This is a genomic window from Candidatus Solincola tengchongensis, from assembly GCF_015711935.1.
Lineage (GTDB): Bacteria > Actinomycetota > Geothermincolia > Geothermincolales > RBG-13-55-18 > Solincola_A > Solincola_A tengchongensis.
Genome location: NZ_JACVJJ010000044.1, coordinates 38,809 through 61,204 on the forward strand (window position 1 = coordinate 38,809; position 22,396 = coordinate 61,204).

Sequence of the window (22,396 nt, forward strand, 5' to 3'; positions counted from 1 at the left end):
CAAAAACCAATGCAGCTAAACTATATACCCCGCCGGCCGATAAATCAACTTCGATTTTAACGGGCTTGCCATGTCGGCAGGGTGTTGCTTCCATCCTCATGCCTTGGCGGTATGGCGGTTTTTCTTGGTCATCGACGGGTTGCCGAGCTTGCGAACCCCTCACGGGACCCGAGGGTCGCGCGATCCCGGCGGCTCAGCCGGGAACTCAAAGGTGAACTCGGAACCACCGCCCTCGCGATCCCTATGCCAGATCCTTCCATCATGGGCTTCGACTATCTTACGCGCTATGTACAGCCCGATGCCGAGACCCGGTATGGAATGGTGCATGACCTTCTCGACCTGGTAAAAGAGCTCGAAGATCCTCTCCCGTTCCTCGGATGGGACGCCGATCCCCCGGTCGAGGACCGAAATCCGCACCCTTCCCTCACGCCCTTCTCCCCTCACCTCGACGGCCGTGTCGGACGGCGAGAACTTGCACGCGTTCTCCAGGAGGATGACCAGGAGCTGGGAGATCATCTCCGGATCCAGGCATACCCTCTCGAGTTCGCCTCTTAGGTCGAGCGCTATCTCCCTTCGCTCTTTCACGCGGAACTCCTCTGCCACCTTCTCTACCACAAGGCGCAGGTCCGTGGGGCGTCGCCGGGCCGGGTAGACCCCGCGCTCGATGAGGTTGACGTCCAAGAGCCCTTCCACAAGCCTCGTCAGACGACCCGCGCCTTCCTGAATCCCCTGCAAGGCTCGATCGTAGCTCTCCGCATCGAGCGAATCCCCGCTCTTGCGGAGAAAGGCTGCATATCCCTGCACCAAGGTCAGGGGATGACGGAGTTCGTGAGAGGCGATGGCCAGCAAGTCCCTCATCTGCTTTGCCTTCTCCTCCAGAACCCGTTCCCTCTCCTTCTCCTTCGATATGTCCATTAGGGAAACCACGCCCACCTCGCCGCCGGGCGACACGCTCATCGTGGCGAGGGCGGGTATGAACCCCTTCGCTCCACTCCCGGCCCTGATCTCCAATTGGAGCGGGCCGTTTACTTCGCCGCGCCACAGGAGCGAGAGGGACTCCGCGACCTTCCTCGCATCCTCCGGGTGGAGGAAATCCGTGTATCTGCACCTCCTCACCATCTCCTCTCGCGTCCGGCCGAGCATCCTCTCCGCCGTGTGGTTGACGTCGGTGAGCGTCCCATCCCTCCCGATTATGAACATGGCCGTACCGGTGGTCTCGAACACAGTTCTGTACGTCCGATCGCTCCCCCGCAGGGTCCTCTCCGGAACGGCTTCCCGCATGCCCATGCTCTCGGAGACAGTCAACCCGATGCAAAAAAGGAATCCCGGAGAGCCGTCCTCCGCCACCACGCGCTTTCCATACCATTCCACGAGGAACTCCCGGCCGTCCCGGGAAACTACGCGACTCCTGCCCTTTCTATGGCCTTCGGACGCGGCCAGGAGCTTCAACTCCTCCGCGACGGAGGCGCGCTCCTCCGGCGGCACGAAGGTCTCCAAGTAGCCCTTTCCCTCAACCTCCTGGAGAGTGTATCCCAACCTGTCGAGCATGGTCCGGTTGGCGAAGACGGTCCTCCCTTCCCCGTCGAGCGCCACGCAAAAGGCAGGTATGGATTCGAGGAGCTCGCGGGTGAGATCCCACTCCCTTTCCAATCGACGTTCCGGCAACTTTACGGACATGACACTGCCGATCAACCGGTCGAGTATCGCCTGGTGCAGATTCCCCTCCAGGCATTCCTCCGGAGCGAGGAAGAAGCGGTTCTCATAGACATGCCTGTCCACGGCCACGTAAGGGTGAATCGAGAAGAGGTCCAGGAGCAACCTGGGCTCGAACCTCCTCCGATCGTATAGGCACACGGCGGTGCAGGCACATCCGGGGATATGGAGGTTCGCCCTGGCCTCGTACTCCACCAGCCCTTCCGGACCGACCGCATCGCAGAGAGCATGGCTCATCTCCGAGAGGACGCGGATCCCCGAAAACCCTTCCTCCAGCGATTGCGCGGATGCCCAGCGTATGAGCTCGAAGATACGCTGGGGTTCAAATCTCCCCTCATATAGATAAGCCTCCCTGAAATGCAGGAACCGGATCTGTCCCGTGTCGACGGCCTTTCGGACGTCGAATCTCCCGGATCCCTTAAGATGGTCCGCGACGGCCTCGGACGGGAAGGTGTCGGTCACCAAAAATACCTTCTCTTTTCTCCTTACCCCCTGCTCGGCGAAGAAGAGAGCCCCGTCCAGGTAATCCTCATCCTTCGCATAGACGGCGACGATGTGTCTCCCCTGATCCACCACGTCTGACTTACCGTAAGCCGGACCGCTCATCGAAAACACTGCTCCCTCCGCCCATACACCACCAATCTTCTGATGCTTATTGTTTTTCCCCTTTAAATAGAATTGTATTTCGGCTAATTTTGATGCCGTTTTGATTGATTTAATATAAGAAATAATAAGGTAAGAAACCAGAGACACGTACGATCGTTGAAGGCGGCGATACCCGCACTGCTTGTGCCCGCAAGGAGGAAGGCGCCGTGTCGGGAGCGCCCGGTCTTTCACGAAAACCTCGGGTGTGACGCTCCGGGCAACCGCCCTCGCGGAGACGGGATGTGTTCCCCAGTCTCCTTATCATAAGGATCAAAGCCTGAACATGGGGGTCAAGGACCGCCGTTCCCACCACCCGCAAGTACTGATTCTCAGGCCTTGGCCCGGGCCTCGGAGCCCTCCTTGCCCTTAAGCCAAAGGAGAACGGCCGACCCTTGACAGGGTTTGAGGGCCACGTTGTTCACTGCATGACGCCGCAGAGGCGCTGGGCGTACTCCATGGCCTCCGCGCGGTGAGGGGCGTGCCTGGAGAACTCGAAGAGCTCCATCTTGCACGCCTGCCCTGACCCACCGCCGTGGGTGGCGGAATGTAGGATGGAGCCCAGACCCCAGGAGATGTTCTCAATGAGCCGCACCATACGGATCCTGTGCTCCGCCGGGACGTCATGCGCTCCCTTGAAGAAGCGCTCCAGGTAATGACCTATCTCCGGGTTCCTCAGTTCCTTCTCGCTCGGACAGCAGGCGAGGATACCGCCGGTTATGTCCTCGGCGAGGCGGATGAGGTCGAAGACCGCGCGCGAGGCGTAGTACTTGGTGTTGTTGGCCAGCACCGGATCGGCCACGTAACCCCCGTTGGGCAGCTCGTAGCCATGCATGGCCGCGGCGACGCCACAGGAATACATGGTCTCGGATATGGCCATCATGTCCGACAGCTTGTCCCGGACGTGGGAAGCGTCCTCCAACCCGTGATACCGCGCCACCAGCTGGGTGGCGGCTATGAGGACGTCGGCCCACCCCGCCTTACAACCCCCGGTGGTCGGACGATGCGAGGAACCGAATAGGCCCACGAACTCATCCAGGTAATCCACCTCCCCGCAGAGGAACACCCGCTCCCAGGGGACGAAGACGTCGTCGAAGATGACCACGCACTCGTGGACTCCGTAGCGGAAGTTCCCCAGGTCGATCTCCGCCCCCTCCACCCGGCGGTCGTCCTGCGAATGGCGCACGGAGATGTGGATGAGACCCGGGGTGGTGGTCGGTATGGCGCAGGCTACGGCGTAGTCCTCCGAGCCCCGGCGGTGCGTGGTGCAGGGCAGCACCAGTTTCTCGTGGGAGATGGCCGCACCCGTCTGGTGGAGCTTGGCGCCCCTGAGCACTATCCCCTCACTGTCTTTCTTCACTACCCGGAGGTACATGTCGGGGTCCGGCTGATCGCAGGCCCTTATCTTGCGGTGACCTTTGGGGTCGGTTATGGCCGGGCAGGCCAAAAAATCGTTCTCCTGCATGTACCGTATCCAGTTCACCGCGTGGCGATGGTAGGAGGTGCCCCTCTCCGCGTCCACCTTTGCGGTGATATAGAGCAGGGGAGCGTAGGCGTTCTGGATGCAGCGGAAGGAGCATATCCCCAGCCGACGGTTACAGAAGCGCGTCACCTTGACCTTGGCCACCAGGTCGTCGACGCTCTGGGGCACGTGCTGGAATATGGGTACCGGTTCGCCGGTGAGGTGCGATGTCCTGGTCATCATGTCCCTGTACCTCTCGTCGCTCACTAGGTCGAAGGTGAAGGCCACCGCCTCCGCAGCGGCCCTCACCGCCGGGTGGTCCAGGGCGTTGTCCACCTTCCCCCCGTCGATGTACAGCGGGAGGTTCATCTCCCTTATGCTCTGCAGGTACTCGCTTCCGGTCCTCATCTCCGCTCCCTCCCTCCGCTCTTGGTCCTTTGCTTGTCTTTGCCTCCCGCCTCGTCTTCGGGGCGCCTCTCGCAGGCGCGCACCACGAACTCCAGGAACATCGAGGCGATCTCGTCCGTGGACAGGGGGCCGCTCCTCTTGTACCAAGCCGGGAGCCAGTTGCACATGCCCGAGATGATGCGCGCGGTCATGGGCACGTCCATCTCCCGGAATACTCCCTCCTCCACCGCCTGCCGCAGCGTGGCGCGAAGGATCCTTTCGTACTCCCGGCTCAGGGAGCGGATGCGCGCCCGCTGGCGCTCCGGGAGCTCCTTCTCCTCGGCGAAGAAGACGCTGGCGAAGTCCCCGTATTCCGAGAACAGGGAGAGGTGCAGGCGTATGAGCTCTCCCAGCTTCTCCTCCGCTTCCATATCCGAGGCCTGGATCTCCCTGGCCCTGTCGAGCAGCCTGCTCACGGCCTGGTCGCAGATGCAGTAGAGCAGATCGCTCTTGGTCTCTATATAGTGGTAGAGCGTGGGCTTGGTTATCCCCAGCTCCCGGGCAATGTCCTCCAGGGTGGTGGCGCCGTACCCCTTCCTGCTGAAGAGCTCCGCGGACTTTTTCAGGATCTCGGGCCAACTGGTCTTGGTCATCCCTCACCTTTCGCCTGAGGGCGCAAATATGTTGCGCAAGACAGAAATGAATTTTTCTACTTTTTAGTAATTTTAATCTCGGCTTCTTGCTCTTTTTATCCTTTTATCTATTTATCTATCATAACCAATTAATCTAAATTACCCAACACTTGAATTATAATTTTCTACCTTTGAGTAAACTTTTTATTTCTTTTCCTCCCGCTTTGCCCTCTTTCCGTCTTCCCAAAACGACGGTACCTCACGAAATCCGGCAATAAGCCTCGCATCGGACCCCGAACCTCGGAGAGAAAAAAGAAAAGCCCGCCGGGACATCGATGCCCCTGCAAGGCCCTCTATCTGGTGGGCGTTGCGGGATTTGAACCCACGACCTCCTGCTTGTAAGGCAGGCGCTCTCCCGCTGAGCTAAACGCCCCGTACTTCAAGATAATATCACCACGGAACGGCAGGCGTCGCAACTTTCCTTCTCTGCTCCAGTACCCCCGGACTCTTCGCTTCACAAGCCCGGGATAATGCCGTTTACCCAGGATAGAACATGTAAAGATCCCCGTTTTCTTTACATTTTGGTTATACCGACTTCGCTCGTTTTGCCAGTATGAGTGGGGTTCCACTCTCTTCAAACACGAAATGCCCGCCGAAACGATACGGCATCCTTTTTATCGCATTTATTCGCTGTTCATCCGAACCGCAAGGGTTTTCTCCCGATCTTTTTCTACTCATAAAGCTCTTGCCGAGATCGATCCCCTTCTTCGAAAAAAGAGCCGAGGTCCCGGTATTCATGAAATTTTTAAGCCTCCGCCGCAAGCATGGCGGGCAAGTCCTCCGCCCGGCAAGGAGGGGAGACGGAAAACGACTTTCATTTCCATTAGGGCAAGGACCATCAGGGCAAGGACCACGAGGCGCCGATCAAATCCCGACAGCCGTCGATCACCGCCTGAGGTCGGCCTCGAAATAGAGGAGCCTTTCGGCGACCACTCCGGGGGAGGACCTCACCTCTACGGACAACTCCGGGCACCGGCCCGCCTCGGCGGCGACGTCCACGACCAGCTTGCCCTCCTCGGGAAGGAGGTAGGACCTCTCCACCATGCCGTCACCGGTATAGAACCTGACCTCCGCCTCCTCCTCCACCTTCCAGGGGTTCCAGAGCACGAGCGACTCCGAGAAGCCGCCGTCGGTGCTCCCCTCCGCGAAATACCAGCTCTCCGCGGGCTCCCGCGTCCCCTGGGTTCCGGAACCCCCCACGATGTTTCCCTTGCGGAAATAAAAGGAGCGCTCCGCGATTATGGGGAGCAGGCTCCGCACCCTCAGGGTATAATCCGTGTCCGGAGGGAGCAGCGGATTCAGGGAGAGGCTTCTCCTGGCCCCTGCGGGGAGCAGAAAGCGCTCCTCTGCCGCCTCTTCCCCGCCGCCTTTCAGGGAAACGCTCACCCAGGTGGTCTCGGTGCACGGGTTATAAACGCTGAGGAAGGCTTGAAATCCTCCTCGGGTGGTCCCGTCGGCGAAGAACCATTCCGGCCGGGGCTGCGCTTCTCCCCCGGAAACACTTCCACCTGTTACCAGATTCTGGAATGTGAAATAGCGGGACCTCTCGGCCGCCAGGGGGTTGTCCGACCTCACCACAAGGGAATATTCCGGCTGAGGGGCCAGGCCTTTCAAACCCACGGTGACCCTTCGCCTCGCCGGGACCTCCACGCTCTCCGACCTGGACGCGCCGTCCGCCACGAGTTCCAACTCGGCCCTCGCGTCCATGGGGCCGGGGTTGAAGAGAGCCAGGTACTCCTCGAAACCCTCCAGGGCCGTCCCCTCGGGGAAGTAATGGATGCGGGAGGGACAGGAGATGCCGGTCGCGGTGAAACCGCCGGTGAGGCCCGCACCCCGGTTGAAAAGGACCGTCCTCTCGGCAACCACTTCCCCATCAGCCAACAGCACGGCGGCCACCTCGCCGCGGCCTGGAAGCTCCCGGTTCACGTCGATGGTTATGCGCCGGAGGGGAGGCACCTCGCATTCCACCGACCGTACCTCTCCGCCGGAATGGAGGTCCGCCCTCAGCCTGACCGCCTCCGAATGGGGGTTGAAGACCAGTATCCTCTCCGCGAAGCCCTCGCTGGTGCACCCCTCGGCGAATATGAATTCCCGCGACGGCGCGGCCTGTCCGGGCCCGGAGTCTCCTCCCCTCACCAGGTTCTTCAGCCCGTAGAGCTCGGTGACCGTGACGAAGCAGAACCCCCTCTGCCGCAAGCCCTGGACCACACCGGTCACCAGCTCGTAGGTGTGCTTGCCCCCGAAATGGAAGAGCAGGATGCTGCCGTCTCGGGAGGCGTTGACCATGAAGGAGACCCTCTCGGGCACGGAATACTCCACCCCTCGGGAGTCGCCGCTGTCCAGGTCCCACATCACCGGGGTATATCCCGCCGCCGCAGCCACTGCCCTCACCCGGTCGTCGATAAATCCTCCAGGGGGCCGGAAGAGAGGCCAGTGCTGGCCGGTGAGGGACCCGATGACCGCCTGACAGGCGTTGAGCTCGGACACTATCTGTTCATCGGGGACCCGGGTGAGGAAGGAATGGCTCCAGGTGTGGTTGCACACGTCCCACCCGAGGGCGTTCATCTCCTGCACCAGGGAAGGATTCCGCTGCGCCCAGGAACCGATGAGGAATGCGCTGGCCCTAATGCCCTGGGAGGAAAGAAATTCCAGCAAACGGTGGTCCAGCCCGTATCCGTCGTCGAAGGTCAGGGCGACGCGGGGAGGAGAGGCGGCGTAGGCGACCGGGCGCGCGGCTCCGGGGACCGAAAGGCCGAGCCCCCCGGCCAGGAAAAGGGAGGCCAGCAAGACCAAGGGCATGGCCCGGACCCGCGACCTCACCGCCCTTGAGGCGCTCTTCGCCTGCTTTCCATCCCCTCCGCCGTTCCCCCGTCTTGCTCCTCCGAGCATCCTCCTCATCCTTCCCTGCACCTCGTTTCGCCGTCCATCATCCTACGGGCTTGTCGCGGCGAGGACCTCCACCACGTCTCCGATGGCCCGCCTGGCGACGTGGGGACGGGCACCGCCTGAGAGGACGTAGACGACCCCGGAGGGAAAGGACCTCTTGACCCGGAGGGCGAATTCCCGGTACACCCCGTCGCTCAGCTCAAAGGCCCCGTAATCGTCGCGGTGGCTGTCGTGCCCGAAGACCACGAACAACAGTTCGGGCCGGAATCTCCCCACCGCCTCCAGAGCCCTGTCCACGGCGTGCAGGAACTGGGCATCCCCGGCATCATGGAAGAGGGCCAGGTCCAGGTTGTTCGAGCCGCCTGACCCCCGCATCACATACCCGGAATGGAGGTTCACGTGCAGGACCTTCGGGTCCTCTCCCAGGATGTCCCTCGTGCCGTCACCGAAATGCGGGTCGATGTCCAGGATGGCCACCCTCCTCCCCCGGCCCTCCCGGCGCAGCCGGACCAGGGCCATGGCCACGTCGTTCAGGTAGCAGAACCCCCAGAATCCGTCCCTCGAGGCGTGATGGCCAGCGGTGCCCGTGAAACAGAAGGCCGCGTCCGCCTTCCCGCTTGCCACCTCCTCCGCCCCGAGGATCACCGAACCCGCGGACAGCAGTGCCACCTGGTAATATCCGCTCCTCTTCACTCCCTGTATGTGCCCCTCCGTGTGCACCTCCTCGGCCAGCTCCTCCTCCGCCGGCCTGGGCTCCATAAGGCTTACCCCCTCTTTATCCAGGAGGCCCCTTGTCCTCAGCTCCTCGAAGGCGGGGGCGATCCTCTCCCGCAGCGCCGGGTATCCCTGGGCGGCGAAATCCGGGTGGTAGACCACTATCACCTTGCACCTCTTCCCCTCGGCTGGCATATATCCCTACCTCCGAGTCCCGTCTTCACCCATAACCATAGCATCTATTCATCCCCCATATCCCTATTCCCTTCACACGGCCGCGGGCATATGACGGTGAGCCCGAAGGAAAACGGTGACGATCTCGCGGCGAAAAAGCGGCGCGACGGGCGAAGAGGGGGCCGTCCGCCCGTTTAGGTCGCCGGTTCACAGGGTATTAAGTGTTATTGTCGGGGCAAAAAGCAAAAGGGAAGAGAAAGGAGGAGGGCAGATGGCGACCTACATCCTCATCAGCCGGCTCACCGACGAGGGCTGCGCCACCCTCACCAAGAACCCGGACCGCATCAAGGAAGTGAACAAGGACGTGGAGGCTATGGGGGGGAAGGTGGTCGGGCAGTACGTGGTGCTCGGACAGTACGACTTCATCAACATCGTGGAGGCCCCCAACAACGAGACCATCGCCCGCATCTCGGTCCAGCTCGCTTCGCGCGGGACGGTGCGCATCATGACCCTCCCGGCCATCGACGTGGATACCTTCATCGAGAGCCTGAAGTAGCGGACGCGCGAAGTAGAATGACGGCGGGGGCGCCTCGACGTGCCCCCGCCGTTTCTTCCGTCAATCCACGAAACGGTACTTGATGAGCGCCCAGAGGGCGGGAAAGCCGTCCCTCCAGGTAATCTTCTTGCCTTCCTCAATCTCCCGCCCCGAATAGGAGATGGGCACCTCGAAGATGCGGATCTTCTTCTTCAATATCTTGGCGGTTATCTCCGGCTCGATGTCGAAGCGGTCCGACCTGAGGGTTATCCCCTCCAGCGCCTTGCGGGTGAAGAGCTTGTAACAGGTCTCCATGTCCGAGAGGGTGGTGTTGTAGAGGATGTTGGTCACCAGGGCCAGGAAACGGTTCCCCACGTAATGCCAGAAGAGCATGTTCTTGCGCGGGCCGGTGAAGCGGGAACCGTAGACCACCTCCGCCTTGCCCTTGAGGATGGGCTCCATGAGCTTGGGGTAGTCCTCGGGATCATATTCCAGGTCGGCGTCCTGGATGATGATCAGGTCGCCGGTGGCCGCCTGGAGCCCCGTGCGCACCGCGGCGCCCTTCCCCCTGTTCTCCGGGTGGTAGATCACCCGGGTGGCGGAGTTCTCCTCCATGGCCAGGATGTCCCGCGTCCCGTCCGTGGAGCCGTCGTCCACCACCACGATCTCCTTCTCTATGTCTCCCAGGTCCACCTGGCGAACCCGCCTCAGTACCTCCTTTATGGTGTTTCGTTCGTTGTAAACGGGGATGACCACGGAAAGCTTCATCTCCCCTACCTCCGCAAGTCAAGGTCCGTCGATCCCGACGGGCTTATTCTAATCACTACATTCCATAAATAATAGTTCGAGAAAAGGGGATGGTTTCCATTCCAGACAGTCGCCATGATGCGCCGGAAACGGTTGATGACCACGGACGGGGCGGCCTTCCGCGTCGTTGCAAGGTGAGGAAACGTGACCGCCCGCCCCAGGTCATACCCCCGACGAGGTCCACGGTCCGGGAGCCCTCCTCATCTGCTCCTCCCCGGAGCAAGAGCCCCTGGCCGCCCAGCGGGTAAGGGGCCGTCCCGCTCAGATGTCCCCGTAGCGGCGTCGGTAATATTCCCGGAACTCGCCGCTCTTTATGGGCATCCACCAGTCTCGGTTCTCGCGGTACCAGCGGACCGTCTCCCGCAGGCCCCTCTCCAGGTCATAGAGGGGCTCCCATCCCAGGGAGCGTATCCTGGTGCAGTCCAGGGAGTAGCGGAAGTCGTGGCCCGGCCGGTCGGGGACCTTCTGGATGTGCTCCTCACCCATACCCAGAAGGGCCAGTATGGAGCGGGTCAGCTCCAGGTTGCTCCTCTCCTGCCCGGCTCCCACGTTGTACACCCCGCCGCTCTCCCCCCTGCGGAGCACCAGGTCGATAGCCCGACAGTTGTCCTCCACGAAGAGCCAGTCCCTCACGTTGGCTCCCTCGCCGTAGAGGGGGACCTTCCTCCCCTCCAGGAGGTTGGTTATGAACAGGGGGATGACCTTCTCGGGGTACTGGTAAGGCCCGTAGTTGTTGGAGCTGCGCACGATCAACGCGTCTATCCCGTAAGTGCGCACGTAGGAGCGCACCAGGAGGTCCGCTCCCGCCTTGGAGGCCGCGTACGGGCTGTTGGGCCGCAGGGGGCTCTCCTCGGTGAAGGACCCCTCGGCGATGCTCCCGTAGACCTCGTCCGTGCTTATGTGCACCAATCGGACACCCGCCCCCCGGACCGCTTCGAGCAGCCGGAAGGTCCCCAGGACGTCCGTGCGCACGAAGGCCTCGGGGTCGGTGATGCTGCGGTCCACGTGCGTCTCGGCGGCGAAGTTGACCACCGCCTCCGGCCCCCATTCGAAGGCCTTCCCCACATCCGCCTCCTCGCAGATGTCCCCTTTGAGGAACGTGTAGCGCGGATCACCCTCCACGTCGCGCAGGTTCTCGGGATTCCCGGCGTAGGTGAGCTTGTCCAGGTTCAACACCTCGTCCTCGGGATGTTCCCGCATGAGGTGGCGGATGAAATTGCTGCCGATGAACCCGCATCCCCCGGTGACCAGCAAACGCATGGGCCGCTTTCCTCTTCCCTCTCTTCCCTCAACGCATGACGATCTCCCAGTCGTAGGGCACACCGGCCTCCTCCGGGCTCAGCCTCCGTCCCTCCTCCGCGGCCTCCGCGTACCGGAGCACAAGGGCGGGCTCGTGCCCCACAGCCTTCCACCCCAGGAGCACGCCGGGCGGTATCTCCACCTCCCGGAAGCGGTACTCCCCCAGGTAGACCTCCACCACTTCCTCACGGGTGGGAGATCCCTCCCGGCGGTCGAATACCACCAGTTTGATCATGCCCCGCAGGCAGACGACACGTTCCGGCGTGATCTCCCTCACCCACCAAGCCTCGACGCATCCGGGAAAGACGTGATGCAGTCTGGCATATGAGGCGGGGGGCGCTTCTTCTCCCTGCCAGAGGTCCACCGTGTAGCCCCGGACATGCGACCGGGACGGCAGCTCCCTTACCCGCAGCCCCTCGATCATCCCCGCCACCTCATATCAGCCCCACCCTGGACCTCATATCAGCCCTACCTTGGAATTGTCTCCCAGCATGAAGCGGAAGGTCTTGGGGAGGTCGAAGGACCTGGTGATCTCCACGTTCTTCCCTATGAGGCTGTCCTCGATGCGACCGGGTATGTTCCGGATTACGCTGTTCTCCATGATGATGGAGTGTTCCAGCTCACTGCCCTCCACGGTGACCTCATAATAGATGGAGGTGAAGGGCCCGATATAGGAATCCACGATACGGGAACCGCGTCCGATGATGGAAGGCCCTCGCAGCGTGGAGCGGATTATCTCCGCTCCCTCCTCCACCACTACCCTCCCCAGCACGCGGCTCTCCCCGTCCACCTCCCCGTCGCAACGGGGCTCCAGGTCCTCAAGGACCATACGGTTGGCCTCCAGGAGGTCCTCAAGGCGCCCGGTGTCCTTCCACCAGCCCTTTATGATGTGGGCCTCCACGCGGTAACCGTGGTTGATGAGGTGCTGTATGGCGTCGGTTATCTCCAGCTCGTTGCGCCAGGAGGGCTTGATGGCCCGGGCCGCTTCCAGGATGACCGGCCGGAACATGTATGCGCCCACCAGGGCCAGGTCGCTGGGAGGGTCCTTGGGTTTCTCAACCAGCTCCACGACCCGGTTTCCCTCCAGGCGGGCAACGCCGAACCTCTGGGGATCGACGACGTGGGCCAGGAGGATGAGGGCGTCCACCTCCTTGCTGCGGAACTCCTCCACGAAGGCGGTGATCCCCTCCTTTATCAGGTTGTCCCCCAGGTACATCACGAAAGGCGTGTCCCCCAGGAAATCGGCGGCCGTGAGCACGGCGTGGGCCAGCCCCAGCGGGGCCTCTTGCCTGATGTAGGTGATCCTAACACCCCAGCGCGAGCCGTCGCCCACCGCCTCGCGGATCTCCTCCTCGGTGTCGCCGACGATGATGCCGATGTCCCGCAGGCCGGCGTCGCGAAGGGCTTCCAGCCCGTAGAAGAGGATCGGCTTGTTGGCCACCGGCACCAGTTGCTTGGCGCTGGTGTGGGTTATGGGACGCAGGCGCGTCCCTTCCCCGCCTGAAAGGATAAGGCCCTTGAGTTCCATAGTTGCCAATTTTAGCATACCAAAGCCAGTCCCCGATACAGCCCTCGAAGACGGTTACCGGTGAAGCCGGATTTCTCGTGCCTTCAACCATTTTCTGGCAACCGAACCGGAGGGTGCCCTAGGTCGAACCAAAGGACCCTCACCCGATGCACGCCGCCAGGGCGGCGCCCATCTCCTTGAGCTGCCATTCCTTGAGGATGCCGCTTTTCCGGATGTCCTCCAGCCCGCGCGGCTTCCTCCGGGCGAGCTCCTTGAGGGAGGCGTTGGGGAGGAGGAAACCGGGGTCCAGGCCCAGCTCCGCCGCGCGGCGGTCCCTGGCCTCCTTGAACCGGCGCAACAGCCTCTCCGCCTCCAGGTCCCTCTTGACCCTCTCGGGGGCCGGAAAGCGAGGCCAGCGTTCCGGCGGTTCCCTCCAACCTCCCTCCACGACCCTCAATACCTCCTCGCCGAAGCTCCGTATCTGGCGGGGTGAGAGGGCGCCGGAAGCCTCCAGTTCCCGGCGGTTGCGGGGAACGGTCTCCGCCAGCTTGAGCAGCCTTTCCGCCCCGACCACCTTGAAGGGGGGGAGGTCCATCCTCCTCGCCCGTTCCTCCCTCCATTCCAGAAGCTTCTGGAGAACGGCCAGGCGGTGGGGATCCAATTCCCTGGCTCCTTTCACCCGGGTGAAATCGGGCTTCCGTTCCCGCATGGGAGAGAGTCCTTCCACCACGAGCCGGAACTCCTCCCGTGCCCATTCCAACCGCCCCAGCCTAGCCATCTCCTCCTCCATCCTGTCCCTTATCTCGAGGAGGTACAGCACGTCCAAGGCGGCGTAGTGGAGCATTTCCCGCGCCAGGGGGCGGCGGGACCAGTCCGCCTTCTGGAGGGCCTTGTCCATGGCGATGCCCAGGTACTCCTCCATGAGGTCGGCCAAGCCCACCTTTTCCTTTCCCAATATGCGCGCGGCGATCATGGTATCGAAGACGGGCGAGGGCCTCACCCCCAGAAAGGTCAGTATCATGCGTCCGTCGTAGTCCGCGTCGTGGAAGACCTTTTCCCTGGAAACGTCTCCCAGAAGCTCGGACAGGGGATGCGGGTCCACCCTCAAGGTGTCGACGATGTATGCCCGGCGACCGTCGCTGAACTGCAGGAGAGAGATGCGGTCCCCGTAATGGTGAAAGCTGTCCGATTCCAGGTCCACCGATAAGCGGCGGCAACGTCCGAGGTGACGGACCGCCTCCCGGAGGCTCTCGGCATCGTCCACGTACATGAAATCGACCATGCAAGTATTATAGACGTGCATCCGTATATGGGGAGCGCGGCCGGTCTCTATAGAGGACAGTCCACGGACACCACCGCAGGATTGGCTTGACAATCAAAAAACCGACATCCGAGCGACGGAAAGGGCAAGCCGATCTCCGAATCCTTTGAACGACCCAAAGTAAAGAGGTCTTCCGCGCCGACGGAGATCGGCGGTGAGTAGCGGCGGAAACGAACGCGGAGACCGGAAGCGGGAAGGAAGAACCCATCGGGAAAAGCCGGAATGCCCTCGCCGTAATTCCGCCCATGACCAGCGACCACATAACCGAGGGGCCAGGCTGACAATAAAGAGTCCGAAATATTTCACTTTCCTATAAAATGGTTTTAGGCCCAATTGTGGGCATCGTACACCGCGGTCTCGCGGTAATAATGCATCGGGGTCCTTATGGAAGAGAAGATACGTGTCCTGCACGTGGAGGACAACCCGGATCACGCCCTGCTCATCCGCCGCAGCTTGGAAAGGGAGGATTCCGGCCTGGAGATAACCTCCGCGGCCACGGCGGAGGAAGCGCTGCGGATGCTCGACGAGGACGGGTTCCAGGTGGTGATCAGCGACTACGTCCTGGGGCCGGGGATGAACGGTATCGACCTCCTGAAGGAGGTGAGGAAAAGGGATCCCGAGCTGCCCTTCATCCTCCTGACCGGCCAGGGCAACGAGGAGGTGGCCTCTCTGGCCCTACGCGAGGGAGCCGACGATTACGTCATCAAACGTTCGGGGCTCCTGCAGTTCAAGCGGGTGGCGCTCACCGTGAGGCGCCAGTGGGAGGCCTACCGGGCCCGCATGGAGCGTCGGGAAGCGGAGGAGCGCTACCGCCATCTGGTGGAGAACGTCAACGCCGGTATCGCCCTGGCCAGAGGCGACAGGTTCGTTTACGTGAACCCCAAGCTCTGCGAGATGACCGGGTACACGGCCGAGGAACTCACCTCCCGACCCTTTCTGGAGTTCGTGGTCCCCGCCTACCGGGAGGAGGTCATGGACAGGTACCGTCGGCGCCAGGCGGGCGAGGAGCTCCCTCCCACCTACGAGATATGGGTGTACCACAAGGATGGACGGGAGATGTGCCTGGAGCTGACCGCCTCCATCATGCACGACGAACACGGGGTGTATACCCTGGCGGTCCTCAGGGACCTGACCGCCCAGAAGCTCGCCGAGCGGCGAGCCGAGCAGGCCGAGGAGAGGCTGCAGCTGCTCTTCGAACAGGCCAGCGACGCCATCTTCCTCCACGACCTGGAGGGGAACATCCTGGAGGTCAATCCCGCGGCCACGGAGCTCACCGGCTATTCCGAGGGGGAACTCCTTTCCATGCGAGTGCAGGACCTCCACATCCCCGACGAGAGGAGCCTCTCCGAGCAGGAGTTGCTCAAGACACGCTGGGGCGAGTTCTTCGGTTTCGTGGGCACCGGCCTGTGCAAGGACGGAAGCCGCAAGAGGTGCGCGGTCACGGGGACAGTGATCAAGAGAAGCGAACGGCCTCTCTTCCTCAGCCTGGTCAAGGAGATACCCGAGGCCATCGACGCCACCGCCTTCGAGGAGAAAGTGGCCCTGGAGGCCAGAGAGCGCTTCGAGGCGGCCGTCGACCAGGCTCCCCTGGTTGCCGTGCAGGGCTACGACCGCGAGGGCAGGGTCACCTTCTGGAACAGGGCGTCTTAGGCCCTCTACGGTTACAGCCGGGAGGAAGCTCTCGGGAAGACGCTGGACCAGCTCATCCTCACCCCGGAAGACGCGGGGGAGTTCATACGCGAACTGGAGCGGCTCTGGGCGGGCGGTGAGCCGGCGCCGCCCCGGGAATGGGCCACGCGCGACAGGGATGGACGGACGCGCTGGGTGTACTCGACCATCTTCCCCATAAGGAGAGGAGGGGAATGCAAGGAGGTCTTCTGCATGGACCTGGACATCACCGAAAGGAAGAGCCTGGAAATCGAGCTTCAGGAACGCAACCAGGACCTGGAGGCCTTCGCCCAGATGGTCTCCCATGACCTGCGGGCCCCCCTGACCAGCATCGAGGGTTTCGCCGCCCTGGCTCGAGCCGCCGCGGAGGGAAAACTCGAACCCGGGGAGATGGAGTACTTCGAATACATCTCCAGGGCCTGCCGGGGGATGGAGGACATCATCTCCTCCATCCTGGAGATGGCAAGGTCCGGCCTGCAGCCGGAAAATTGGAGGGAGGTGGATCTGGAGGAGCTGGTGCTCCAGGTGTGGGAGGAGCTCGGCATGAAGGAGCGGGCTCCCTCCGCACGCCTGGAACTGGAGCTCGACCGGCGCACGGTTAACGCGGACCCCGCCCTCCTCAAGCAGGTGATGGCCAACCTGCTGGACAACGCGGTGAAGTTCAACCTCCGCCACCCCTCCCCCCTGGTACGGGTCGGCTCGCGGAAAAAGGGCGGGGAGACGGTGGTGTGCGTGAAGGACAACGGGCCGGGGATCCCGGAGGAACAACTCGGGCGCCTCTTCGAGCCCTTCCAGAGGATGGACGATTCATCTCCAGGGCTCGGCATTGGCCTATCCACCGTGCGACGCATAGTGAGCCGCTGGAAGGGGCGCCTGGAGGTGGAATCCACGCCCGGCGAGGGAAGCGTCTTCTCCTTCTCCGTCCCTGATTGATCCCGGCTCGGCCCGTGCCCCGCCCCGTCTTAGACTACCGCCATAGCGGTGCCGCGAGCGTAATGAGGAGGCCGCTCCAAGAAGGAAACGGATGCGGGAGAGGTTTTATGCGACTTCACCCGATGGTAATATATTACCGGGTGGAAACATGGAAGAAGACATGAGAGATTCAGGGAACAACCGGGTGAAGAAACGCCTTCCGGCCCCGGAGCGGAAAAAGGTCATCCTTGACGCCGCCCTGGAAACCTTCGCCGAATTCGGATACCACGGCGCTCTCATGGACACCATCGCCGAGAGGGCGCAGGTGACCAAGCCCATACTCTACCGGCATTTCCCGAGCAAGCTCGACCTCCTCCTGGCCATCATCGATAGGGCAGGAGAGAACCTCCGCCAGTCGCTGCTCAAACCGGACACTTCCGAAGTGGACTGGATAACCGCTATCCGCAGCGGGGTGCGGTCCTACTTCGACTTCGTGGATTATTCCGAATCCGGGTTCCGCCTGATCTACGATACCGACCTCAATGTGGACAAGCGTTCCCAGGAGAGAGTGGCCGAAATCAGGTCCTCCATCATAGACCTGGTGAAGGACCGCATAACCTACTACACGGACACCGACGCCGTGCCTCCGGAACGCATCTATATCACCGCGGTTATGATCGTGGGCATGGTGGAATCGACGGTCATCCACTGGATGAACTTCCGCAAATACCCACGGGAGGTATACGAGGAGAACCTGGTGCGCGGGGTGGCCAACATCCTCGCCCAACTCCCGCCCCGCCGTCGCTGAAAGGAGGGGCCATGTCCTCGAGGGAACTCCTGCACATGCCGCGCCTGGCCCAGATAGGCCTGGTGGTCAGGGACATGGAGAGCACCATCCGCCGTTTCGAGGAGGTCTTCGGCATCGGACCCTGGCTGGTTCTCGAGGGCGAGACGGCTTACTGTCTGGACCGCGGGAGGGAGACCACCCTCAAGGGACGTATCGCCATGGGGTACAGCGGGAGGATCCAGCTGGAGCTCATCCAGATACTGGAAGGGGACAGCTTTCACCTCCACACCCTGGGGGACAGGGATGAAGGGCTCCACCACCTGGGCTTCGCGGTGGACAACCTGGAGGAAAGGTTGGAGGCGGCCAGGGCGGCGGGGATTGGGATACTCCAGAGGGGTACCCTAAAACAGTTGGGGATGACCATCGATTACGCCTACCTCGATACCCTGGACTCCGTGGGGGTGATCCTGGAGTTCATCCAGACCCGCTTCCTGGGGATCAGGGCCCGCCAGTATCCCTGGCTGCTCAAGCTGGCCGCCTTGAGCCAGAAGCGCTTGGGTCTCCCGCGCCCCTCCAGAGGTTGATACGGACGCCTCGGCCGACCGGCTCTGAAGCCCCGACCCGAGAGGAGGACGAAACCTTGCACTCGCCCCTATGAGCCGCTGCAAAGCGACCTGGCCGCGATAGAGCCCTCAGCCCGTTCATCCCACCCCGGCCTTGGGCCGGCAGACAAAATCCCTTCCCGTGTCAAGCCCGCCCGATTTCCAGCCGAGTAACATCTAAAGCGTGGGGAACGAGTCCCGGCGGGCCTCTCAGCAGCGCCGGAGAAACCCGAGGCACTCACCCGCGGCAAGAAGAGCCGCAACATGTGCTTCCGCGATGGGGCGGACTCGACCGGGCACGGCAAGGAGCCCGGGCGACCCACTACGGTCAAGGTGAGGGCGGTGGACGGAAGACGCTTGGAGATAGACGGTCGCGTCTACGACCTTGAGGACCCCGAGGAGAGGAAGGCCGCCGTGCGCGCCTGGCTGCGGGCCAAGGCGGAGGGTCGCCGGCAGGACCATCCCGAGTGGAAGGATACCGGAGAAGCAGCGGGGGTGGAAGGAACTGCCGAAGAAGGGCAGGGGGAGTTGCGTTAAAGCCAATCCTGATCGATTGCCGGATCCTTCGTGTTTGCCCTCGACCGGGGACCGAATCCCTACTATTGACCCGGAATCAAATCCCTTAAAAAATAAACAAGATATGATATGATCTATAACAAATTTAGTAACCGGTTCTTTTATTAAGTCTGCAGGGTAAGATCGCCGAGGCAGGCTGAAGCATTCCCGGGAGACGGGACCGCGACCCTAGGGAAGCGTAGCGGCCACAAGAAGCGGTAGGGGGAAGATGGCCAGAAAGAGGCTGCCGGCCGAGAAAAGGAAGGAGAGCATACTCAAGGCGGCGGAAAGATGCCTGGCCCGCAAGGGTTATTATTCCTGTACCACCGCGGACATCGCCGCCCAGGCCGGGATCACCGAACCCATCCTCTACCAGCACTTCGAGGGCAAGCGTGACATTGTGGAATGCATGCGCCGGCGCACGATCCAGGAGATCTCGGAGTACGTGACGCGGAGGGCCCTCAAGAGGACCACCCCCCTTGCGGGCCTGCGGGAAGCGGCTGAAGCGGCCTTCGACTTCACCCGTCGGCACAGGAGCAAGATGCGCGCCTATTATTACTCCATTCCCGAGCTCGGCAGGGGCGGTTTCCGCCATACGCCCGTCGACCGCCTGCACCGCCTTCACGACGCGGTGACCTACATGCTGCGGGAGGGCCAGATGCGCGGGGAGGTCAAGAAGGACCTCGAAGTGGAGGATTTCGCCTGGAGCTACATCGCCCTCTTGGAGATCGTGTACATAGCGAACGCCCTCGGCCTCAAGGTCCCCTTCTCGGACAAGGGGAAATACCTTGAGCTGGTGGACAGGCTGCTCTTGAGCGCGTCCGCCACCGGCGAGATAAGGGGTTGACCATGCCCGGAAAGAGGAGCCCGGTAAGGAGGAGGGCCCGGCGCAACAGCCGTCAGGCCATAATCGAAGCCGCCCTGCAGTGTTTTGCGGCCAAGAACTATGACGGCGCTTCCATGGCCGACATCGCCGCGGCCACGGGAATAACCAAGCGCGCCGTCTACCGCTATTTTCCAACCAAAAGGGAGCTCTTCTACGCCGTGCGCAACGCGGTGTACTCCGCCATCGTCGACAACCTGTGGCGTGAACTGCCGCCGGCGAAGGATTTCTTCGAGCTCGCCGACGCCCTCATGCGCTCCCACCTGCGTTTCGGCCTGGAGAATCCGGAGATGTTGCGCCTGGTGGTGAACAACATCTCCGAGGCGGCCACCCGGGAGTTCCAGGAGAACATCGAGGCTCTTCTCGAAGACCGCGAAGAGGAAATAGAACGCCTGGTCCAGGCGGGGATCGATGAAGGGACCCTGGACCCCTCCCTGGACCCGGGTTACCTGTCCTGGGTGTTCATCCTCATCTTCTATTTCCTCACCTACATGCTGGCCTGCGAGGAGGAATGGATCCTAACCCACGGGGAGGAAGCCGCCTCTCTCATCCTGCGCCCCATCCTCGATTCCCTGGCGCCGCGCGACGGGGAGAGGGAAAAGGGGAAGGCACGCGGCCGCTCTTAACCCTCCCCCTCCATTGGCCGGAGCCCTTGCGCAAGCGCAGCCCCATTCCGGGGAAGCTCACCGTTACGCGACCTCGCGCATCGTCCGAGGCTCGCCTCCGGAAGGGTCATCCCGCGCGGTCACTCGTATATCTTCTCCTCCTCGTTGAAGGCCTCCGGTGCGTCCAGCTCCACGTTCCTCTTCCCCCTGACCTCCTGCTCCAGCTCCTTATAGAACTCGTGCTGGATGATAAGGTTCATGATCTGGTTGGTCCCCGTCCAGATGGAGAGCAGGCGGGCGTCGCGCAGCATCCTCTCGATGGGATAGACGTTGGTGTAGGCGATGCCGCCCATGGCCTGCATGGCGTTGTAGCAGATGTCCCACACCGCCTCGGTGGCGAACTTCTTGGACTCCGAGACCATGCGCCGCATCCTCCCGTGGGGGATACCAGCGTCGACGGCCTTGGCCGTCATCCATACCAGGCTGGCCATGGCGTCCAGCTTGATGAGGCTCTCGGCGATCATGAAGTTCACCGCCTGGAAGCTCTTTATGGGCATCCCGAAGGCCTTGCGCCGCGTGGTGTAGCGGGCGGCTATCTCTATGGCCTCCCGTGCCGCCCCTATGCACCCCGCCGCGGAGGTCAAGCGCTCGGGTATCATCATACGGTAGAAGATGTGGGAGGCGCCGTTCTCCTTGCCCACCAGGTTCTCCGCCGGCACCCTTGTGTCCCGGAAGAGCACCCTTCCCGTGCCGCTCCCCCGAGCGCCCATGAGACCGTATACCGTCTTCACCTCCACGCTCTCGTCCCTCTCCACCAGGAAGCAGCTCAGGCCGTCCCGCGGCGGGGCATCGGGGTCGGTGCGGGCGTAGACCATGAAGTAGTCGGCCCCCTCGGCCCCCACGATGAAACGCTTTTGGCCGTGCAGGATGTAGTGGTCCCCCTCCCGCCTCGCCGTGCAGGTGGCGCCGAAGAAGTCGGAGCCGCCGCGGGGCTCGGTGAGCGCCTCGGCGCATACCTTCTCCCCTTTTATGGTGGGCACCAGGAAACGCTGCTTCTGGTCCTCGGTCCCGAACTGGGCGATGCACTCCCCCACGATGCTCACCAGGGAGTAGAGGCAGGTGAGGGGCACGCCCACCAGGGACATCTCGGCGATGGCGATTATCTCCTCCTCCCACCTCAGGCCGCGGCCCCCGTATTCCCTCGGGAAACGCAGACCCAGGAGGTTCCTCTTCCCCGCCTCTTCCAGGAAAAACCTGGGAAAGGGCGCGATCATGGCGTCCATGTCCAGGATGAGCTGGCGGGGGACCCAGTTGACCAGGTCCCTGACCTCTTCCTGGAGCTTCTTCTGTTCCTCGGTCATGACGAAGTCGAACACGCTCACACCTCCCTTTCCTATGACCGACAATCGACGTCACTCCGGGAGCGACGGCCCGGCCCCAGGGGCCCGTCGCCTCCGCCCGGCCTCCTTCTCCCGGGGCGATGCGGCCCTCACGCGCCCCACGCTCCGGTCAGCATTGCCCGCCTCCGCCCCGGCATCCCTCCGTGAGACGGTCCCGGAACCGAACTCCCTGGCCTCCAGCTCACGGATGACCTCTCCGGCCAGGGCGATAAAGGAGCGGGATTCCGCGTCCTGGCCCTCCCTCTCCAGTATCTCAAGAAAGCTCCTGGCGAACTCGAGCATCTCCCTGCGTATCTCCAGGAGCTCCTCGATCCTCTCGTCCATCTCCCGGATGTGACGGAATCCGTACTCCAGGGTGCGCATGATCTGGCGGGCCTGGGTGGGGTTGGCGTCGTAAAGCTCGAGGATCTCGGCTATCTCGGAGAGGGAAAAACCGAATCTCTTCCCGCGAAGGATGAGTTTCAGGCGCGCCCGGTCACGGTCGCTGTACAGCCTCTGTCCCCTACGGGTATTGCGATGCGGGGAGAGGAGGCCCACCTCCTCGTAGTAACGGATGGCGCTGGGGGCGATGCCGAACTCGCCCGCCAGCTCGGATATGGTCAATCTCTTTCCCCTACCGCCGGTCGCCTCCTTTTTCATAGCCTCTCCTCATGTCATGGCCTCCAATCCCTTAAGCGGGAAGGTGTTCACGGGGTGCGGTCTCGCGCCCCGACGACCCCGCCGCTTCCCCAGGGGGCCGCCTCCCCGGGACGCGACGGCCGCCATCGGACGGTCTCGGAAGGAGGCTCGCCGGCTCCCTGTCGAGATGTCCCGGGCACGGCCGGCGAGCGGTCGTCGGTACGAAC

General features: G+C 62.5%; 20 protein-coding genes, 1 tRNA gene and 1 pseudogene. 9 read left to right on the plus strand and 13 right to left on the minus strand.

The genetic code is table 11. The annotated features are described in order from the left end of the window. Window positions 1-159: 159 nt before the first annotated feature. The 6 genes from H7007_RS03170 to H7007_RS03195 all read right to left on the minus strand — a co-directional run bounded on the left by H7007_RS03170 (window position 160) and on the right by H7007_RS03195 (window position 8,691). The gene (locus H7007_RS03170; protein ID WP_287153046.1) at window positions 160-2,550 is read right to left on the minus strand and encodes an MEDS domain-containing protein; all 2,391 of its coding nucleotides are present in this window, start codon (window positions 2,548-2,550) and stop codon (window positions 160-162) included. Between the two features lie 226 nt (window positions 2,551-2,776). After that, window positions 2,777-4,225 carry a 4-hydroxyphenylacetate 3-hydroxylase N-terminal domain-containing protein gene (locus H7007_RS03175; RefSeq protein WP_287153047.1) on the minus strand — a complete coding sequence of 483 codons (1,449 nt, stop codon included), beginning with the start codon at window positions 4,223-4,225 and terminating at the stop codon, window positions 2,777-2,779. Continuing rightward, entirely contained in the window at window positions 4,222-4,857 is a 636-nt protein-coding gene (locus tag H7007_RS03180) for a TetR/AcrR family transcriptional regulator (protein ID WP_287153048.1), read from the minus strand. The genes H7007_RS03175 and H7007_RS03180 overlap by 4 nt, the downstream gene beginning before the upstream one ends. 337 nt (window positions 4,858-5,194) lie before the next feature. Further along, window positions 5,195-5,269: transfer RNA gene (locus H7007_RS03185), tRNA-Val, on the minus strand. 512 nt (window positions 5,270-5,781) lie between these two features. Further along, a complete protein-coding gene (locus H7007_RS03190) occupies window positions 5,782-7,794 on the minus strand; it encodes a polysaccharide deacetylase family protein (protein ID WP_287153049.1) in 2,013 nt (670 codons plus the stop codon). A gap of 33 nt (window positions 7,795-7,827) precedes the next feature. Continuing rightward, window positions 7,828-8,691 carry an arginase family protein gene (locus tag H7007_RS03195; protein WP_287153050.1) on the minus strand — a complete coding sequence of 288 codons (864 nt, stop codon included), beginning with the start codon at window positions 8,689-8,691 and terminating at the stop codon, window positions 7,828-7,830. A gap of 250 nt (window positions 8,692-8,941) precedes the next feature. Between H7007_RS03195 and H7007_RS03200 the strand changes: the two genes are divergently transcribed. After that, window positions 8,942-9,226 (plus strand): GYD domain-containing protein, encoded by a 285-nt coding sequence (locus H7007_RS03200; protein WP_287153051.1) that lies wholly within the window; start codon window positions 8,942-8,944, stop codon window positions 9,224-9,226. 60 nt (window positions 9,227-9,286) lie between these two features. Here the strand turns inward: H7007_RS03200 and H7007_RS03205 are convergent, their stop codons facing one another. From H7007_RS03205 to H7007_RS03225, 5 genes are all read right to left on the minus strand, one after another. Continuing rightward, window positions 9,287-9,973 (minus strand): glycosyltransferase family 2 protein, encoded by a 687-nt coding sequence (locus H7007_RS03205; protein WP_287153052.1) that lies wholly within the window; start codon window positions 9,971-9,973, stop codon window positions 9,287-9,289. A gap of 300 nt (window positions 9,974-10,273) precedes the next feature. Then, window positions 10,274-11,272, minus strand: coding sequence for a dTDP-glucose 4,6-dehydratase (rfbB, locus tag H7007_RS03210; protein ID WP_287153053.1), 999 nt, complete (start codon window positions 11,270-11,272; stop codon window positions 10,274-10,276). A gap of 28 nt (window positions 11,273-11,300) precedes the next feature. Then, window positions 11,301-11,735, minus strand: a complete 435-nt coding sequence (locus H7007_RS03215; protein ID WP_287153054.1) for a dTDP-4-dehydrorhamnose 3,5-epimerase family protein — start codon at window positions 11,733-11,735, stop codon at window positions 11,301-11,303. A 33-nt stretch (window positions 11,736-11,768) separates the two neighbouring features. After that, the gene (locus H7007_RS03220) at window positions 11,769-12,857 is read right to left on the minus strand and encodes a glucose-1-phosphate thymidylyltransferase (RefSeq protein WP_287153055.1); all 1,089 of its coding nucleotides are present in this window, start codon (window positions 12,855-12,857) and stop codon (window positions 11,769-11,771) included. Between the two features lie 121 nt (window positions 12,858-12,978). Further along, entirely contained in the window at window positions 12,979-14,088 is a 1,110-nt protein-coding gene (locus H7007_RS03225) for a ribonuclease D (protein ID WP_287153056.1), read from the minus strand. A gap of 435 nt (window positions 14,089-14,523) precedes the next feature. Between H7007_RS03225 and H7007_RS03230 the strand changes: the two genes are divergently transcribed. From H7007_RS03230 to H7007_RS03265, 8 genes and pseudogenes are all read left to right on the plus strand, one after another. Beyond that, a complete protein-coding gene (locus tag H7007_RS03230; RefSeq protein ID WP_287153057.1) occupies window positions 14,524-15,789 on the plus strand; it encodes a PAS domain-containing response regulator in 1,266 nt (421 codons plus the stop codon). Between the two features lie 15 nt (window positions 15,790-15,804). After that, window positions 15,805-16,050 (plus strand): annotated as a pseudogene (locus H7007_RS13660) (PAS domain-containing protein); the annotation flags it as partial. A gap of 33 nt (window positions 16,051-16,083) precedes the next feature. Further along, the gene (locus H7007_RS13665; RefSeq protein ID WP_350340613.1) at window positions 16,084-16,740 is read left to right on the plus strand and encodes a sensor histidine kinase; all 657 of its coding nucleotides are present in this window, start codon (window positions 16,084-16,086) and stop codon (window positions 16,738-16,740) included. Between the two features lie 160 nt (window positions 16,741-16,900). After that, window positions 16,901-17,527 carry a TetR/AcrR family transcriptional regulator gene (locus tag H7007_RS03245; protein ID WP_287153058.1) on the plus strand — a complete coding sequence of 209 codons (627 nt, stop codon included), beginning with the start codon at window positions 16,901-16,903 and terminating at the stop codon, window positions 17,525-17,527. Window positions 17,528-17,538: 11 nt separating this feature from the next. Then, a complete protein-coding gene (locus tag H7007_RS03250; protein ID WP_287153059.1) occupies window positions 17,539-18,090 on the plus strand; it encodes a VOC family protein in 552 nt (183 codons plus the stop codon). 282 nt (window positions 18,091-18,372) lie between these two features. Next, window positions 18,373-18,645 (plus strand): hypothetical protein, encoded by a 273-nt coding sequence (locus H7007_RS03255; protein ID WP_287153060.1) that lies wholly within the window; start codon window positions 18,373-18,375, stop codon window positions 18,643-18,645. A 247-nt stretch (window positions 18,646-18,892) separates the two neighbouring features. Beyond that, window positions 18,893-19,510, plus strand: a complete 618-nt coding sequence (locus tag H7007_RS03260; RefSeq protein WP_287153061.1) for a TetR/AcrR family transcriptional regulator — start codon at window positions 18,893-18,895, stop codon at window positions 19,508-19,510. A gap of 2 nt (window positions 19,511-19,512) precedes the next feature. Beyond that, window positions 19,513-20,172, plus strand: coding sequence for a TetR/AcrR family transcriptional regulator (locus H7007_RS03265; protein WP_287153062.1), 660 nt, complete (start codon window positions 19,513-19,515; stop codon window positions 20,170-20,172). Between the two features lie 119 nt (window positions 20,173-20,291). Here H7007_RS03265 and H7007_RS03270 read toward each other — a convergent pair whose 3' ends face one another. After that, entirely contained in the window at window positions 20,292-21,527 is a 1,236-nt protein-coding gene (locus tag H7007_RS03270) for an acyl-CoA dehydrogenase family protein (protein ID WP_350340614.1), read from the minus strand. 36 nt (window positions 21,528-21,563) lie between these two features. Continuing rightward, the gene (locus H7007_RS03275) at window positions 21,564-22,190 is read right to left on the minus strand and encodes a MerR family transcriptional regulator (protein ID WP_287153064.1); all 627 of its coding nucleotides are present in this window, start codon (window positions 22,188-22,190) and stop codon (window positions 21,564-21,566) included. Window positions 22,191-22,396: the final 206 nt, after the last annotated feature.

Coding starts and splice junctions, on each gene's coding strand:
- H7007_RS03175 (WP_287153047.1), bottom strand. CDS start 4,225: ATGAGGACCGGAAGCGAGTACCTGCAGAGCATAAGGGAGATGAACCTC.
- H7007_RS03180 (WP_287153048.1), bottom strand. CDS start 4,857: ATGACCAAGACCAGTTGGCCCGAGATCCTGAAAAAGTCCGCGGAGCTC.
- H7007_RS03190 (WP_287153049.1), bottom strand. CDS start 7,794: ATGAGGAGGATGCTCGGAGGAGCAAGACGGGGGAACGGCGGAGGGGAT.
- H7007_RS03195 (WP_287153050.1), bottom strand. CDS start 8,691: ATGCCAGCCGAGGGGAAGAGGTGCAAGGTGATAGTGGTCTACCACCCG.
- H7007_RS03200 (WP_287153051.1), top strand. CDS start 8,942: ATGGCGACCTACATCCTCATCAGCCGGCTCACCGACGAGGGCTGCGCC.
- H7007_RS03205 (WP_287153052.1), bottom strand. CDS start 9,973: ATGAAGCTTTCCGTGGTCATCCCCGTTTACAACGAACGAAACACCATA.
- rfbB (WP_287153053.1), bottom strand. CDS start 11,272: ATGCGTTTGCTGGTCACCGGGGGATGCGGGTTCATCGGCAGCAATTTC.
- H7007_RS03215 (WP_287153054.1), bottom strand. CDS start 11,735: ATGATCGAGGGGCTGCGGGTAAGGGAGCTGCCGTCCCGGTCGCATGTC.
- H7007_RS03220 (WP_287153055.1), bottom strand. CDS start 12,857: ATGCTAAAATTGGCAACTATGGAACTCAAGGGCCTTATCCTTTCAGGC.
- H7007_RS03225 (WP_287153056.1), bottom strand. CDS start 14,088: ATGTACGTGGACGATGCCGAGAGCCTCCGGGAGGCGGTCCGTCACCTC.
- H7007_RS03230 (WP_287153057.1), top strand. CDS start 14,524: ATGGAAGAGAAGATACGTGTCCTGCACGTGGAGGACAACCCGGATCAC.
- H7007_RS03245 (WP_287153058.1), top strand. CDS start 16,901: ATGAGAGATTCAGGGAACAACCGGGTGAAGAAACGCCTTCCGGCCCCG.
- H7007_RS03250 (WP_287153059.1), top strand. CDS start 17,539: ATGTCCTCGAGGGAACTCCTGCACATGCCGCGCCTGGCCCAGATAGGC.
- H7007_RS03255 (WP_287153060.1), top strand. CDS start 18,373: ATGTGCTTCCGCGATGGGGCGGACTCGACCGGGCACGGCAAGGAGCCC.
- H7007_RS03260 (WP_287153061.1), top strand. CDS start 18,893: ATGGCCAGAAAGAGGCTGCCGGCCGAGAAAAGGAAGGAGAGCATACTC.
- H7007_RS03265 (WP_287153062.1), top strand. CDS start 19,513: ATGCCCGGAAAGAGGAGCCCGGTAAGGAGGAGGGCCCGGCGCAACAGC.
- H7007_RS03275 (WP_287153064.1), bottom strand. CDS start 22,190: ATGAAAAAGGAGGCGACCGGCGGTAGGGGAAAGAGATTGACCATATCC.